Annotated in this window: 13 protein-coding genes; 5 read left to right on the top strand and 8 right to left on the bottom strand. The window is 64.3% G+C overall.

Going from position 1 to position 15,807, the window contains the following annotated elements; genetic code table 11:
* Positions 1-282: 282 nt before the first annotated feature.
* Complete coding sequence (locus ACOZK4_RS08390) at positions 283-2,118, top strand: aminopeptidase P family protein (protein ID WP_421591487.1); 1,836 nt, start codon at positions 283-285, stop codon at positions 2,116-2,118.
* On the opposite strand, the gene ACOZK4_RS08385 is transcribed toward ACOZK4_RS08390, so the two are convergent.
* The 4 genes from ACOZK4_RS08385 to panC all read right to left on the bottom strand — a co-directional run bounded on the left by ACOZK4_RS08385 (position 2,108) and on the right by panC (position 4,972).
* Positions 2,108-2,422, bottom strand: a complete 315-nt coding sequence (locus tag ACOZK4_RS08385; RefSeq protein WP_421591486.1) for an AzlD family protein — start codon at positions 2,420-2,422, stop codon at positions 2,108-2,110. The genes ACOZK4_RS08390 and ACOZK4_RS08385 overlap by 11 nt on opposite strands.
* A gap of 2 nt (positions 2,423-2,424) precedes the next feature.
* On the bottom strand, positions 2,425-3,156 hold the full coding sequence (locus ACOZK4_RS08380) for an AzlC family ABC transporter permease (RefSeq protein WP_421591485.1): 732 nt from the start codon (positions 3,154-3,156) through the stop codon (positions 2,425-2,427).
* A gap of 126 nt (positions 3,157-3,282) precedes the next feature.
* Positions 3,283-4,107 (bottom strand): 3-methyl-2-oxobutanoate hydroxymethyltransferase, encoded by an 825-nt coding sequence (gene panB, locus ACOZK4_RS08375; RefSeq protein WP_421591484.1) that lies wholly within the window; start codon positions 4,105-4,107, stop codon positions 3,283-3,285.
* Between the two features lies 1 nt (position 4,108).
* Positions 4,109-4,972 (bottom strand): pantoate--beta-alanine ligase, encoded by an 864-nt coding sequence (panC, locus tag ACOZK4_RS08370; RefSeq protein WP_421591483.1) that lies wholly within the window; start codon positions 4,970-4,972, stop codon positions 4,109-4,111.
* A gap of 280 nt (positions 4,973-5,252) precedes the next feature.
* Here panC and ACOZK4_RS08365 point away from each other — a divergent pair, with 280 nt between their 5' ends.
* The 4 genes from ACOZK4_RS08365 (at position 5,253) to ACOZK4_RS08350 (ending at position 9,675) form a co-directional block, all read left to right on the top strand.
* Positions 5,253-7,304 (top strand): DEAD/DEAH box helicase, encoded by a 2,052-nt coding sequence (locus ACOZK4_RS08365; protein WP_421591482.1) that lies wholly within the window; start codon positions 5,253-5,255, stop codon positions 7,302-7,304.
* Positions 7,305-7,375: 71 nt separating this feature from the next.
* Positions 7,376-8,218: a TIGR02587 family membrane protein gene (locus tag ACOZK4_RS08360; RefSeq protein ID WP_421591481.1), complete on the top strand. Its 843-nt coding sequence runs from the start codon at positions 7,376-7,378 to the stop codon at positions 8,216-8,218.
* A 7-nt stretch (positions 8,219-8,225) separates the two neighbouring features.
* Positions 8,226-8,636 carry a TIGR02588 family protein gene (locus ACOZK4_RS08355; RefSeq protein ID WP_421591480.1) on the top strand — a complete coding sequence of 137 codons (411 nt, stop codon included), beginning with the start codon at positions 8,226-8,228 and terminating at the stop codon, positions 8,634-8,636.
* A gap of 124 nt (positions 8,637-8,760) precedes the next feature.
* Complete coding sequence (locus tag ACOZK4_RS08350) at positions 8,761-9,675, top strand: M23 family metallopeptidase (protein WP_421591479.1); 915 nt, start codon at positions 8,761-8,763, stop codon at positions 9,673-9,675.
* Here the strand turns inward: ACOZK4_RS08350 and ligA are convergent.
* The 4 genes from ligA to lpxC all read right to left on the bottom strand — a co-directional run bounded on the left by ligA (position 9,662) and on the right by lpxC (position 15,552).
* Positions 9,662-11,821 carry an NAD-dependent DNA ligase LigA gene (gene ligA, locus ACOZK4_RS08345; RefSeq protein WP_421591478.1) on the bottom strand — a complete coding sequence of 720 codons (2,160 nt, stop codon included), beginning with the start codon at positions 11,819-11,821 and terminating at the stop codon, positions 9,662-9,664. The two genes, ACOZK4_RS08350 and ligA, sit on opposite strands and share 14 nt — an antisense overlap.
* 64 nt (positions 11,822-11,885) lie before the next feature.
* Positions 11,886-13,556 (bottom strand): DNA repair protein RecN, encoded by a 1,671-nt coding sequence (recN, locus tag ACOZK4_RS08340; protein WP_421591477.1) that lies wholly within the window; start codon positions 13,554-13,556, stop codon positions 11,886-11,888.
* 17 nt (positions 13,557-13,573) lie between these two features.
* Complete coding sequence (locus ACOZK4_RS08335; protein WP_313532365.1) at positions 13,574-14,440, bottom strand: outer membrane protein assembly factor BamD; 867 nt, start codon at positions 14,438-14,440, stop codon at positions 13,574-13,576.
* Positions 14,441-14,595: 155 nt separating this feature from the next.
* On the bottom strand, positions 14,596-15,552 hold the full coding sequence (lpxC, locus tag ACOZK4_RS08330; RefSeq protein WP_313532363.1) for a UDP-3-O-acyl-N-acetylglucosamine deacetylase: 957 nt from the start codon (positions 15,550-15,552) through the stop codon (positions 14,596-14,598).
* Positions 15,553-15,807 lie beyond the last annotated feature (255 nt).

The raw sequence follows: 15,807 nt of genomic DNA, 5'->3' as shown, positions 1-15,807 counted from the left end.
CACCTAGTCTTTCGCCTTTCGGCGTTTCATGCACGAAACGAAGGACGGAAGGAACATTCACTTCATTTCGTTTGAAGCGCGTTTCAAGTTCGCTTCGTTGGCGCCGCTTATAATCGATTCAGAAAATCGCGATAGCGCTGATGCGGCATGGGTGCCATGCGCGAAACGCATAAGTCCAATCTCAGACCTCTTGAGACCACCTGATAGGACCGCAGCGCTTTGACGCGCCCCCGCGATGGGCTAGATTGCCGCCACGATTCATCGCCTGAGCGGAAGCATCCCATGTTCCAGAGTTTCGACGTCACCTCCACGCCCCAGTTCGGCCGCGAACGGGCCGATGCGCTGCGCGCCTCCTTCGATGCGCTCGGCATCGACGGCTTTCTCGTGCCGCGCGCCGATGAATATCAGGGCGAATATGTGCCGGCCTCGGCGGAGCGTCTGTCCTGGCTGACGGGCTTTACCGGCTCGGCGGGTGTGGCGCTCGTCATGCGCGGTCAGGCCGTGGTCTTCGTCGATGGTCGCTACGTCACGCAGCTCGCCGAACAGGTGGATGGCAGCGTCTATACCGGCGGCGATCTCGTCGGCGAGCCGCCGCATCTCTGGCTGCAGAACCATGGTCCCAAGGGTTTCCGGCTCGGCATCGATGCGTGGCTGCACACCGCGGCCGAAGTGCGCCGTCTGGAAAAGGCGCTCGCCACGCTCGGCGGCAGCCTCGTCTTCCTGCCCTATAACCCACTCGACAAGGCCTGGACGAACCGTCCGGCCGAACCGCTCGGCCGCGTGACCATCCAGGCCATCGACCATGCCGGCGAACTCGCGAAGGACAAGCTGGTGAAAATGGCCGAGGCCACGGCGAAGGCCGGCGCGGATGCGCTCGCCGTCACCGACCCTTCCTCCATCGCCTGGATCTTCAACATCCGCGGCAGCGACGTGCCGCACACGCCGCATCCGCTCGCCCGCGCCATCATCCCGGCGGACGGACGTCCCCTGCTCTTCCTCGACAAGCGCAAGACCGGCATAGAGCCCGAGGCCTATCTCACCCAGCTCGCCGATCTCCTGCCGCCGTCGGACTTCGACAACCGTATCGCCGCCCTCGCTGCCGAAGGCAAGCGCATCCTGATCGACCCCGATCAGGCGCCCTTCGCGCTCGGTGAGATCGTGCGCAGCAAGGGCAGCACGCTGGTGGAGGCCGTCGACCCCGCCCGCTTGCCCCGCGCCTGCAAGAACAGCGTCGAGCTGCAAGGCTCCGCCCGCGCTCATCTTCAGGATGGCGCTGCCATGGTGGAATTCCTCGCCTGGCTCGACGGCACGACGCCGGGCAGCCAGACGGAAATCACCGTTACGAAGAAGCTGGAAGAGGTGCGCCGCAGCGTCGGCGAGCGCCAGCAGAACCCGCTGAAGGACGTCTCCTTCGACAGCATCGCCGGCGCGGGCGCCCATGCCGCCATCATGCATTACCGCGTGACGACGGACACGGATGCAGTCATCGAGCCCGGCACGATGTTCCTCATCGATTCCGGCGCGCAATATATCAACGGCACGACCGACATCACCCGCACGGTCGCCATCGGTGCGGTGCCGGAAGAGCAGAAGCGCTTCTTCACGCTGGTGCTGAAAGGCATGATCGGCATCAGCCTTGCCCGCTTCCCCAAGGGCACGCGCGGCTGCGATCTCGATCCGCTCGCCCGCATCGCGTTGTGGAAGGCCGGCGCCGATTTCGCCCATGGCACCGGCCATGGCGTCGGCTCCTATCTCTCGGTGCATGAAGGCCCGCAGCGCATCTCGCGGCTTTCGACGCAGGAACTGCTGCCCGGCATGATCCTCTCGAACGAACCGGGTTACTACCGCCCCGGCGCTTTCGGCATCCGCATCGAAAACCTTGTGCATGTTCTGCCGGCCGCTGCCGTCACGGGCGGCGATATCGACATGCTCGGCTTCGAGACGCTGACCTTTTGCCCGATCGACCGCCGCCTTGTCGTCGCAAACCTGCTGACGGACGAGGAGCTGATCTGGCTCAACGCCTATCATGCCGAGACCAACGAAAAGATCGCGCCGCTCCTTTCGGACGACGCGACCAAATCCTGGCTGGCGAAGGCGACGGCTCCGATCAGCCGGTAATGACGTGACGCAGCAGCATCACCACGACCCAGCCGACGGCCAGCATCGGCAGGAGTTTCAGGCGCAGCCCCACGAGAAAGGCGACCGCCATGGTGATGCTGACATCCCAGCCGCCCGTGACGGCGGCCGGCGCGACCAGTGTGGTCAAGACGGCCGCCGGAACGGCGTTCAGCGCCGCTTCGGCGCGCGGCGGAATGCGCTTCATGCGGGTGATGAAGACATAGCCGCCGACACGCGTGAGGTAGGTTGCGACCGCACCGGCGGCGATGATCAGCAGCGTCTGCATGTGGAACATGTTTTCCATGCTCACGCCTCCCCTTCCGCAACCGTGCCGGCGAGCGCCTCGTCTTCCTTGTCGAGCGGCAGCAGGGCCGCGACGGCGACGCCGGCAAGTGCGCCGAGGCTGACATGCCAGGGCGAGCCGACGAAATGCATGGCGAGCACCGAACCGACACCGGAGGCGAGCACGACCGGCAGCCAGTTCGCCCGACTACGGAAGCCCATCACCAGGCCCATGAAATAGACCGGCAGCAGCACATCGATGCCGATCGCCCTGGGGTCGCCGATCAGGTTGCCGAGCAGCCCGCCGACGACCGTCAGGCAAAGCCACGGCACATAGACGCTGAAGCCCAGCACCATCAGCCAGATATAGCTGACCCGAAGACCGGCATCCGCCCGCCTCTCGGTTTCGGCAAACTGCGGGTCGGTCAGCAGGAACAACGAGGTCGCCTTCTGCCAGAAGGTCAGGTGCCGGATATGCGGGGCGATGGCCGCCGAATAGAGCACGTGGCGGAAGTTGACGGCAAAAATCGAGAGCACGACGAGCCAGGGCGCGACATGATGATTGAACAGCTCGACACCGACGAGCTGGCTGGCGCCCGCATAGAGCGTCGCACTCATCAGGGTCGCTTCGGCAACCGTCAGGCCGTTGTCGATGGAAACGGCGCCGAACAACACGGCAAACGGCGATGCCGCAATGGCAACCGCGATACCACGCCGAAAGGCGTCGCGGATTTCTTCTTTTGTATCGGGGGTCATGGGTCTGCTCTATCCTAGGATAGGCAAGCCATAGAACAGGCACGGCCCACCCGCAAACCAATATGGCTGATGGACCGTTCAGCGCCGTTGATCAATCAGCGCCGATCCCTGACCGGCGCTGATTGATCAAACCTTCTTGAGCTGGAACGTGTGCTCCGGCGCTGGGAAGCTGCGCGCCTTGACCTCTTCCGCATAGGTCGCGAAAGCCTCGCTCATGACAGGCGCCAGGTTGGCAAAATGCTTGACGAAGCGCGGCTTGAAATCGGTGAAGATGCCGAGCACGTCGTCGACCACCAGAACCTGGCCGTCGCAGGCCGGCGAAGCGCCGATGCCGATGGTCGGCGCCTTCACCTTGCCGGTGATTTCGCGCGCCAGCGGCTCGACCGTGCCTTCGATGACGATGGCGAAGGCGCCGGCATCGTCGATGGCGGCGGCGTCCTTGCGGATCTTTTCCACTTCCTTATCGTTGCGGCCGAGCGAGCGATAGCCGCCCGTCGTGTTGATGAGCTGCGGCATCAGGCCGACATGGCCGAGCACGGGAATGCCGCGCTGCGTGAGGAAATCGACCGTCTCGGCCATTTCCGCGCCGCCCTCCAGCTTGATCGCCGAACAGCCGGTTTCCTTCAGCACGCGGGCAGCCGTCGCGAAGGCCTGCTCCTTGGACTGCTGGTAGGACCCGAACGGCAGGTCGACGACGACGCAGGCGTTGGACGAGCCGCGCATGACGGCCTGGCCATGGGCGATCATCATCTCGATCGTCACGCCGACGGTTGAATCCAGCCCGTAGAGCACCATGCCGAGGCTGTCGCCGACCAGCATGAAATCGACATGCGGGTCCATCAGCTTGGCGACCGGCGTCGTATAGGCGGTGAGGCTGACGATGGGGCGTTCGCCCTTGAGGGCCTTGATGTCGGACGGAGCCAGACGGCGCTTGGCGGTGTGTACGCTCATGTCACGCAACCTTCTTCTTTGGGCTGAGGACCCGGTTATCGAGGAGCTTCGTGCTTCCAAAGCGCACGAAAAGCAGCAAAAGGACCGGCCTGTCGCCGACCGTGTCGATTTCGGCCAGCGTGTCCGGATCCCTGATGGCGACGACCTCCGGCTTGGCCAGAGGCTCGCTGCGGAGGAAGGCCATCACGCCCGCCTCCAGTGTCTTCGCATCGGTCTCGCCGGCCGCGATCAGCCGTTCGGCCTTTTCCAGTGCGCGCGGCACGATGGCGGCGGCTGCGCGCTCTTCAGGCGAGAGATAGACGTTGCGCGAGGAACAGGCGAGGCCGTCGGCCTCACGCACCGTCGGCACGCCGATCACCTCGACGGGCTGGGCGAGATCGGCGACCATGCGGCGGATGATGGTGAGCTGCTGGAAATCCTTCTCGCCGAAATAGGCGCGGTCGGGACCGGCAATGTTGAAGAGTTTCGTCACGACCGTCGCAACGCCGGCGAAATGGCCGGGGCGCACTGAGCCTTCGAGTTCCGCGCCGAGCTTCGGCACATCCACCACGGTCTCCATCGGCCGCGGATACATGTCCGCGACGCCGGGGGCGAAGAGGTAATGCACGCCCTCGGCCTCCAACATCGCCTGGTCGCGGGCGAGATCGCGCGGATAGCGCGCGAGATCCTCGTTCTGGCCGAATTGCAGCGGATTGACGAAAATGGTGGCGACGACGATGTCGTTGTCGGCGCGGGCGCGGCGCGCAAGCTCCATATGGCCGACATGAAGATAGCCCATGGTGGGCACGAGGCCGATCGTGCGGCCATCCAGCCGGTGCGGCGCCAGAGCCGCGCGCAAATCCGCGATGGTGGTGAACGTCTTCATCGGCGGTTCCTCCTTGCTCTCGCCCTCTCCCGCGGGCGATGCTCCCATGTCGTCTCTGCGGACCACTTTCCGGGGGCGCCGTTTTCTATCTTGTGCAGCGCAAAAAGACAATCGGGAAAGACTTTTGCCCGCCATCGCTTAACCCGCTGGGCAGCATTGCATTTTGCGCACTGTACATTTTGGCCAAGGAGCAGTAGAGAGCGCACAACACGCTCGTTAGGTACGGGCTTGCGAGTGCGACGCCAGATCGTCGCTGAACCCGAATTCCGAAAGACCCCACATGACGAGTTTCGACAGCCTCGCTCCGGCGATGGCAAAGGCGTTGGAAAAACGCGGCTATACCACTTTGACGCCGGTGCAGATCGCCGTCTCCGACCCCAAGATCGGCGATTCCGATGCGCTGGTTTCCGCGCAGACCGGCTCCGGCAAGACCGTTGCCTTCGGCCTGGCGCTCGCGCCGACGCTGCTTTCCGGCGAAGAACGTTTCGACCGCGCGGGAAGCCCGCTTGCGCTCGTCATCGCCCCGACGCGGGAACTCGCCATGCAGGTCAAGCGCGAGCTGGAATGGCTCTATGAACTGACCGGCGCCGTCATCGGCTCCTGCGTCGGCGGCATGGACGTGCGCAACGAGCGCCGGGCGCTGGAACGCGGTGCCCATATCATCGTCGGCACACCGGGCCGCCTGCGCGACCACATCACGCGCGGCAATCTCGATCTCTCCGCCATCCGCGCCGTCGTGCTCGACGAGGCCGACGAGATGCTCGACCTCGGCTTCCGCGAAGACCTCGAATTCATCCTCGAGGCAGCCCCGGAAGACCGCCGCACGCTGATGTTCTCGGCCACCGTGCCGAAGGAAATCGCAGCGCTTGCCAAGAACTACCAGCGCGATGCCATGCGCATCTCGACGGCGGCCGAACGCGAGCAGCATGTCGATATCGAATACCGCGCGCTCATCTGCACCCCCTCGGATCGCGAGAACGCCATCATCAACACGCTGCGCTTCTACGATGCGCAGAATGCGATCGTCTTCTGCTCGACGCGCGCGGCCGTAAACCACCTGACGGCCCGCTTCAACAATCGCGGCTTCTCGGTCGTGGCTTTGTCCGGCGAACTCAGCCAGAACGAACGCACCCACGCGCTGCAGGCCATGCGCGACGGCCGCGCCCGTGTGTGCATCGCCACAGACGTCGCCGCCCGCGGCATCGACCTGCCGAACCTCGAACTCGTGGTACATGCCGACCTGCCGACCAACCCGGATACGCTGCTGCACCGTTCGGGCCGCACGGGCCGCGCCGGCCGCAAGGGTGTCAGCGCCCTCATCGTGCCGCTCAGCGCCCGCCGCAAGGCCGAGCGCCTGTTGCAGATCGCCAACCTCAAGGCCAACTGGGCGACGCCGCCGTCGGCCGAAGAGATCCTGCGCCGCGACGACGAGCGCCTGCTCGCCGATGCGACGCTGACCGAGACGATCGGCGAAGACGAAATCGAGACGATCGACGCATTGGTCGAAAAATTCGATTCCCGCCAGCTCGCCGCCGCCGTCGCGCGCTACTTCAAGGCCGGCCGCTCCGCACCGGAAGACCTGATCGAGGTCTCGCTCGAACAGCGCAAGCCGCGCGAGCGCGGCAACGATGCCATTCCGGCCGAGACCAAGCGCCCGCGCGACAGCTTTGCCCGCAGCACCTGGATTTCCGTCTCGGTCGGCCGTAAGCAGCGCGCCGAGCCGCGCTGGCTGATCCCGATGCTTTGCCGCAACGGCAACATCACCAAGAACGAGATCGGCGCCATCAAGATGCAGCCGGAGGAGACCTTCATCGAGCTCTCCGCCGATGCCTCCGACGGTTTCATGGGCGCGCTCGGCCCCAACAGCATGCTGGAGCGCGGCATCCGCGTGACCGTGCTCGAAGGCATGCCCGACCTGACCCCACAGTTCTACGAGCGGACGCCGGGCGAAAAGACCCAGCGCTACGACAAGCCGGTGCGCAGCGAAGAACGCCGCGCCGACTGGAAGCCGCGCGGCGAGTTCGACAAGAAGCCCGGCTTTGCCAAGAAGAAGGACTTCGACAAGAAGCGTGAGTTCGACAAGCCCGAAGGTGCGGCAGCCAAGCCGCACTGGAAGGATCGCAACGACAGCGCCGACAAGAAGCGCGAGTTCGACAAGCCTGAGGGTGCGGCAGCCAAGCCGGCGCACTGGAAGGATCGCGACGCGAGTGCTCAGAAGCCGGGCAAGCCCTTCGGCGGCCCGAAGCCCTTCAAGGGCAAGCGCGACGAAAAATTCGCCAAGCCGGAAGGCGGCCCGAAGAAGCCGAAGCCCAAGAAGTTCGACCGCCCCTAAGCGGTTGGCGGCGCGGAACTTTTTGCTCCGCGCCGCATTTCCCCCGCGCTTGTTGCCAGGGGGGTACAGCGATGGCAGGCGAGACCACATCCGCTGACGACGCAAAAAACCAATTCAACAGCTTCGTGACCGGCCTCGGCCGCGGTGTCGCCGGCGCGCTTTTCCTGGCGCTGCCCATGCTGATGACCATGGAAATGTGGTATCTCGGCTTCACCATTGCGCGCGAGCGACTGCTGTTGCTTCTCCTCCTCAACATCCCCCTTCTCATCCTGCTTGCCCACCGCATCGGCTTCGAGGAGACGTTCACCTGGAGCGAGGCGATCCGCGACGCGATCATCGCCTATGGCATCGGCATCGTGACCAGCGTTATCGTGCTCGCCGCGCTCGGCCTGCTGCATGCCGACATGCCGGCGAGCGAAGCCGTCGCCAAGATCGCCCTGCAATCCGTGCCGGCTAGCATCGGTGCCATGCTCGGCCGCAGCCAGCTCGGCCACGACGAGACCGACGACGAGGACAAGGAAACGCCCTATCACGGCGAACTGCTGATGATGGCCGCCGGCGCCCTCTTCCTCTCGCTCAACATCGCGCCCACCGACGAGATGATGGTGCTCGCCTACAAGATGTCGATCTGGCATGCGATCGTCGTCACCCTGCTCTCGATCACGCTGATGCACGGCTTCGTCTATGCCGTCTCCTTCATCGGCGGGCACGAGCTTGAGCCGGAAACGCCGTGGTGGCACGCTTTCATTCGGTTCACCCTGCCCGGCTACGTCATCGCACTCGCGATCAGCGTCTTCGCCCTCTGGATCTTCGAGCGGCTGGGCGACAGTTCCGCCGTCGAGATCATGCTGTCCGTCATCGTGCTCGGCTTCCCGGCATCGCTGGGTGCCGCTGCCGCCCGCCTGATCCTGTGAGGCTTTCATGACCAAATCCGAACAGGGCCGCCATCGCGAGCGCCAGGATCCGCACTGGATCGAATGGCTGACGGGCATCGTCTCCGCGCTCCTGGTCGCCGCCATGCTCGGCTGGCTGACCTGGGAGGCCTTCACCCGCGCGGCGACGCCGCCGGACCTCGCCGTGACCGTACTGACGACCGAAAAAACCTCGGCAGGCCACCGTGTCGCCTTCGACATCTACAACACCGCAACGACGACGGCAGCCGCCGTCACCGTCGTCGGCCGGTTGATGGAGGGCGATCGGGTGATCGAGGAAAACGAAGTGGTCTTCGACTATGTCGCCGCCGAATCCAAATCGACGGGCGCCATTCTCTTCCAGACCGATCCGGCCGGCCGTACGGTCGATATCCATCCGGCCGGTTACACGGATCCTTAGGAAAGGCTGATAAGCTGTGGAAGAGATTCCGGAAAACGGAACCAATACCGTCGGCGCGGATTGAGCAGGGACAATATCCGTGTCCGCCGATGGAAGGGCATGGCAGACCCTGAAGGGTGGAACAATGGAACTTCCCCTGCTCATCCTCCTGACCACACAGGTTCTTCTGCCGATTTTCTTTTTGCTCTGGCTCTGGCTACCGCACCCGGCCGACCGCGTCGGCTGGCTAATGCGCGTCGTCTACGGCGCCTGCTACTTCGCCTTCATCGCCGTGATCGGCCGCTGGGATTTTCTGAGCACGGTACTGGCGGTGGTGCTGCCTGTCACCTTCGCCGTTTCGGCAGCGCTCGCCTATAGGCGCGTCCGGCATCGGACCTGGAACCGCTCGCCCTCCCTCATGCGCAGCCACGGTTTCACTGCCGCCATGGCCGTCTTCTTCCTGGCGCTCACCGCACGAGCGCTGTCAGGCTATGGCTATCAGGACACCGCTGTCGACCTCACCTTCCCCTTCGCATCAGGCGAGTACTATGTCGGACAGGGCGGCAGCACGACGTCGATCAACAGTCACCATGCCGACCAAAGCCAGCGCTACGCGCTCGACATCGTCGCGCTCAACGGTTTTGGCGCGCGGGCGGCGGGGGTCATGCCAGACGATCTCACGGACTACGTCATCTATGGCCGCGAGGTGAAAAGCCCCTGCACGGGCGTCGCCATCTCCATGCATGACGGGATCGACGACAACAGGATTTTCGAAACGAACACGCAGGAACCGGCCGGCAACCACATCATTCTCGCCTGCGGCACGGCACGCGTTCTGCTTGCGCATCTGCGCAAAGGCTCGATCGCGATCAAGGGTGGCGAACTCGTCACCGCGGGCGAAACGCTCGGCCGCGTCGGCAATTCCGGCAATTCCTCCGAGCCGCACCTGCACATGCACGCCTATCTCGGCGGCACATTGGACTATAATGCCGGAGAAGGCGTGCCGATGACCTTCAGCGGCCGCTTCCTCGTGCGCGGCTCGACCGTCACGATCCCTTGATGAGCTCGAACCAGCCGTCCTCGTCGATCACCTCGACGTTGAACTCCTTGGCCTTGTCGAGCTTGGAACCCGCACCCGGACCGGCCACGACCAGATCCGTCTTCTTCGAAACCGACCCCGCGACCTTCGCGCCCAGCCGCTCCGCCATGGCCTTCGCCTCGTCGCGAGTCATCTTCTCCAGCGAGCCGGTGAAGACCACCGTCTTGCCGACGACGGGGCTCGACGTCGCAACGAACGCCTCAGCCGCTTCCGGCGTCACTTCCTGAAGCAGCCGGTCGATCACATCGACATTGCGCGGCTCCTTGTAGAATTCCACCATCGCGCGGGCGACGACCTCGCCGATGCCGTCGATGCTGTTGAGCTCCGTCCAGGCCTCGCCCGAGAGCGAGACGGAAGCCTTCATCGCCTCCTCGAAGGCGGCATAGGTGCCATAGGCGCGTGCCAGCAGCTTGGCATTGGTCTCGCCGACATGGCGGATGCCGAGCGCATAGATGAAGCGGTTGAGGGCAATCGACCGGCGGGCGTCGATGGCATCATAAAGCTTCCGCACGCTCACCTTGCCGAAGCCATCGATGTTTTCGAGTTTGGTCAGCGAACCCGCCTGCCGCTTTTCCAGCGTGAAGATATCGGGAGCCGTGCGGATCGTCAGCGACGGATCCTCCGCCTCGAAAAAGAAATCGATCTGCTTGGAGCCGAGGCCTTCGATATCGTAGGCGTTGCGCGAGACGAAGTGCTTCAGGTGCTCCACCGCCTGTGCGCGGCAGACGAAGCCGCCGGTGCAGCGCGTCACGGAATCGAGCCGGCCCGTCTTCTCGTTGCGCTCACGCACCGCATGGCTACCGCAGACCGGGCAGGTTTTCGGGAATTCGTAGCGCTGAGCGTCCGCCGGGCGCTTCTCCATGACGACATCGAGCACCTGCGGGATCACATCGCCCGCGCGCTGCACGATGACCGTATCGCCGATGCGGATGTCGTGATCCTCGGCCCGGATGCGCTCGCCGCTATTGCCGATGCCTTCGATATAATCCGCATTGTGCAGCGTCGCATTGGTGACGACCACCCCGCCAACCGTGACAGGCGTCAGGCGCGCAACAGGCGTCAGCGCGCCGGTGCGGCCAACCTGGATGTCGATCTTCTCGACGATGGTGAAGGCCTGCTCCGCCGGGAACTTGTGCGCCGTCGCCCAGCGCGGCGAGCGCGAGCGGAAGCCGAGGCGCTCCTGCAGCGCCAGCTCGTCCACCTTGTAAACGACGCCGTCGATATCGTAGTCGAGATCCGGGCGGGCAAGGCCGATCTCGCGATAATGCGCGATGATATCCTCGACGCGCGACAGCCGCTTCGTCATCGGATTGACCGGAAAGCCCCAGGATTTCAGCACGCCGATCATGCCGAACTGGGTATTGTCAGGCATCGCGGACATCTCGCCCCAGGCATAGGCGAAAAAGCGCAGCTTGCGGCTTGCCGTCACCGAGGCATCGAGCTGGCGCAGCGAGCCCGCCGCGGTGTTGCGTGGATTGACGTAGGTCTGCTTGCCCTCCGCCGCCATCTTCTCGTTCAGCGCGAGAAAATCGCTCTTGGCCATATAGACCTCGCCGCGCACCTCAACGACCTCGGGCACGCCAGCCGGCAGCCGATTCGGGATTTCGGCGATGGTCTGCACATTGGCGGTGACATTCTCGCCCGTCGTGCCATCGCCACGCGTGGCGGCCGTCACCAGGCGGCCGTTCTCATAGCGGATCGACATGGAAAGGCCATCGATCTTCGGCTCGGCGGTGAAGGCGATGGAATCGTCCGGCAGGCGGCCGAGGAAGCGATAGACCGAGGCAACGAAGTCCCGCACGTCCTCGTCGGAAAACGTGTTGTCGAGCGACAGCATCGGGCGGGAATGGGTGATCGGCGCAAAGGTTGGGAGCGGCGCGGAACCGACACGGCGCGACGGGCTGTCATCGCGTACCAGAGCCGGAAAACGGGCCTCGATTTGCTCGTTGCGCCGCTTCAGCGCGTCGTAGTCGGCATCCGAAATCTCCGGCGCATCCTGCCCGTGATAGAGCTCGTCATTGCGCGCGATCTCCGCCGCCAGAAAGGCAAGCTCGGCTGCTGCTTCGTCTTCGGTCAGGGTTTCGACAGGGGGTTTCGCGTTCGCCATGACATGCTCCGGGATTCGGAGAAGGTTTTAGAGCAAAGCTGACGAAAGGAAAGATGGAACGCCGTTACGTCCCGCCGGAAAGCAGCCGTGCGGCCGCGGCGCGCGCCTCGTCGGTCACGGAGGCGCCGGCCAGCATGCGGGCGATCTCTTCGGTGCGCGCACCCTCGTCCATGCGGGCGACACGGGTGGCGACGGTCTCGCTGCCCTCGACCGGCCCCTTGGAAATGAGGAGATGCGTCGCGGCGCGTGCCGCGACCTGCGGCGCATGGGTGACCGAGAGCACCTGCACGGTGGCAGACAAGCGCTTCAGCCGCTGGCCGATGGCATCGGCCACAGCACCGCCGACGCCGGTGTCGATTTCGTCGAAGACGAGCGTCGGCGCAGAACCGCGATCGGCCAGCGCCACCTTAAGCGCCAGCAGGAAGCGCGAGAGTTCGCCGCCCGAGGCGACCTTCATGATCGGGCCGGGGCGGGTGCCGGGATTGGTCTGGACGTGGAACTCGACCGTGTCGATCCCCTCCTCCGCCCCGCCGTCCGGATCGGTGGTGATCTCGACGGTGAAGCGCGCCCGCTCCAGCTTCAGCGCCGGCAGTTCCGCCATCACGGCGGCGGCGAGCGCGTCTGCCGTGTGGTGGCGCTTTTCGGAGAGCGACTTGGCGGCGATTTCGAAGGCGGCGCGCGCCTCGGTCAGCCGCGCCTGCAACTGCACCAGCTTTTCCTCGCCGGCATCGAGATCGGCAAGGTCGGCGATCATCTTGGCGGCCAGGGCCGGAAGACCGGTGACAGGTACGGAATATTTGCGGGCGGCGGCGCGCAGCGCAAACAGCCGCTCTTCCGTGCGCTCCAGTTCCTTGGGGTCGTATTCCGTCTTGCGCAGCGCCGTTTCGACGGCCGTCTGCGCGTCGGAAAGGTGGTTCAGCGCCAGATCGAGCAGTTCGACCGTCTCCTCCAGCAGGCCCGGCGCCTCATGGCTCTTGCGCTCCAACCGGCGCACGAGGGCGGCGATCAGCGGAACGGGCGAGGCATTGCCATTCAGGAATTCGCTCGCCTCGTTGATATCGCCGGCAATGCGCTCGGCCTTCATCATGCGGGCACGCACCTCCGCCAGCGCATCCTCCTCACCATCCTGCGGCGAGAGCACTTCCAGCTCCTCTACGGACGAGCGCAGATAGTCCGCCTCGCGGGCCGCCGCGTCCACCTTGTCGCCATGGCGGCGCAGCGTGCGCTCGGCTTCCTTCCAGTGATGATAGAGCGTGCCGACATCGGCCGCCGCCTCGCTCAGGCCACCGAAGGCATCGAGCAGCAGGCGGTGCGCGTCGGTATCGACCAACGCCCGGTCGTCGTGCTGACCGTGGATTTCGACGAGAAGCTGACCGGCCTGGCGCATGAGCTGCACCGACACCGGCTGGTCGTTGACATAGGCCTTGGTGCGGCCATCGGCCGATTGCTGGCGGCGGAAGATGAGGTCGCCGTCATCGTCGATGCCGTTGTCGCGCAATAGCGCACGCGCCGCATGGGTCATCGGCACGTCGAAGACGGCCGTCACCTGGCCGCGTTCGATGCCGTGGCGCACCAGCGAACCGTCGCCGCGCCCGCCGAGCGCCAGCGAAAGACTGTCGAGAAGAATCGATTTGCCGGCGCCCGTCTCCCCCGTAAGCACGGAGAGACCCGGCTCGAACGCAAGGTCGAGCCGTTCGATCAGGACGATATCGCGGATCGATAGCTGCGCCAGCATGGCACGTATCTCTTGGTTCAGGCGCCGATCAGCTTCTTGCCGGCGCGCGAAATCCAGGAACCGTTGTTCTCACGCGGCTCCAGGCCCTTCGACTGCAGCAGCTTGTAGCTGTCGGCATACCACTGGCTGTCCGGATAGTTATGGCCGAGAACGGCGGCCGCCGTCTGCGCTTCGCTGGCAAGACCCATAGCGTAATAGGTCTCGACGAGACGCGCCAGCGCTTCCTCGATCTGGTTGGTCATCGGATAGGTTTCGACGACCACGCGGAAGCGGCTGACGGCCGCGATGAATTCCTTGCGCTCGAGATAATAGCGGCCGATCTGCATTTCCTTGCCGGCGAGCTGGTCGCGGGCAAAACGCATCTTGGTCTGGGCATCCTCGACATATTCCGAGTCCGGATAGTTGTCGACGACGGCCTTCATCGCTTCGAGCGTCTGCTGCGAGGTGCGCTGGTCCTGCGTCACGCTCGGGATCTGCTTCCAGTAGGCGAGGCCGATGATGTACTGCGCGTAGGCCGCGTCGGAGGATTCCGGATAGAGGTTCAGGTAGCGCTTGCCGGCCGTGATGGCCTCTTCATAGGCGCCCTGGCGATAGCTGGTGAACGCGCTCATGACGAGCGCCTTGCGCGCCTGGTCGGAGAACGGGTTCTGCCGATCGACGGCCGCGAACTTGCGGTTCGCCTCGCCCACCTTTCCGGCCTGCAGGTTTGCCAGACCCTGATTGTAGAGCGTATCGGCGGATTCGGTCTCGCCCGACAGCTTCGTGATATCGATGTCGGGATCAGACTGGCAGGCAGAAAGACCAATCGAAGACGCCGTAGCGACAAGCGTAAGATAGACAATGCGCGCCGTCTTCTTCACACCAACAGACCCTGCAACAACCATGTGATAATCCCAGTTCAACGGCGCCCCATGCGGACGGGCCGCACATGCGCCCCGCGTTGTATCTCCAAAAGCGTGAAGATCGCAACGCCATGCCCACGCATTAACGCATTTTTATGGCATTCGTGTCGGGAAAGAAAAAGGAATGCGGCCCGGCCTCAGAGAGACCAGGGCGCAAATTCCGGTGCGTTGACGGCGATCAGCTCGCGCTGGCCGGCGCGCGAACGCGGTGCGGCGGCTTCGACCACTTCATAGGCCGAGCGGTCGCTGAGCAGCGCCTTGAGAGCATGCGCATTCATCTTGTGGCCGCCGCGATAGGAGCGGTAGCAGCCGATGAACTGCGCGCCGGCAAGCGCCAGGTCGCCGACGGCATCGAGCGTCTTGTGGCGCACGAACTCGTCCTTGGCGTAACGCAGGCCTTCGACATTGATCACGGTATTGTCATCGGAAATGACGACCGAGTTTTCCAGCGAGGAACCGAGCGCCAGGCCAGCGGCCCAGAGACGCTCGACATCGCGCATGAAGCCGAAGGTGCGGGCGCGTGACAGTTCGGTGCGGAAGGTGGCGGGCGAAAGATCGCCCTTCCAGGACTGGCGGCCAATGAGCGGGCAGTCGAAATCGATCTCGACTTCGAATCGCGTGCCGTCATAGGGCGAGAACTCGGCCCAGGAGGCGCCAGCCTCGACACGAACCGGCTTGATGATTCGGATGTAGCGGCGCTTCACGGCAAGCGGGATCAGGCCAACCTCGTCGATCGCTTCGATGAAGGGCGCGGAGCTGCCGTCCATGATCGGCATTTCGGCGCCGCTGACTTCGATCAGCGTGTTGTCGAGGCCAAGCGCGTAGAGGGCGGCCATGACATGCTCGACGGTCGCAATCGAGGTCGCCGGCGAGAAGCCGAGCACGGTGCAGAGATCGGTGCTGCCAACCTGCGAGGAGACCGCGCGGTATTCGCTGACGGTGCCGTCGGCGAACTGGCGCTGGAAGACGATGCCGCTGTCGGCTTCGGCCGGATTGAAGGTGATCGACACCGGCACGCCGGAATGCACGCCCGTGCCGGAAATCGTCACCGGGTTTGCAATCGTGGTCTGGAAACCGAGCATCGTCATATGCATTCGCCTCGTCTTATTGCCGGCTCATTCTTCGCCGACACTTTCAATTCTTGGCCCAAGTAAGGCCTGTGGCCGGACGCTCAGCGCCCGCCGACAAAGTTTGCCTGATCGTCTGGAGTGGCTTGATGCGCTCCGGCTCATGCCGGCGATCCGAATCCTGACTGGCCCCTGTGCCTACCCTAAATCTAGTAGGTCCCTCAGCGTCTTACAAATCACTGTTTCTTTCGCTTTGTTACGCTTTTATTCCATACGTAAGCC

The sequence above is a fragment of the Shinella sp. M27 genome, from assembly GCF_049199905.1.
Lineage (GTDB): Bacteria > Pseudomonadota > Alphaproteobacteria > Rhizobiales > Rhizobiaceae > Shinella.
This window is presented reverse-complemented; position numbering and strand designations above follow the sequence as displayed.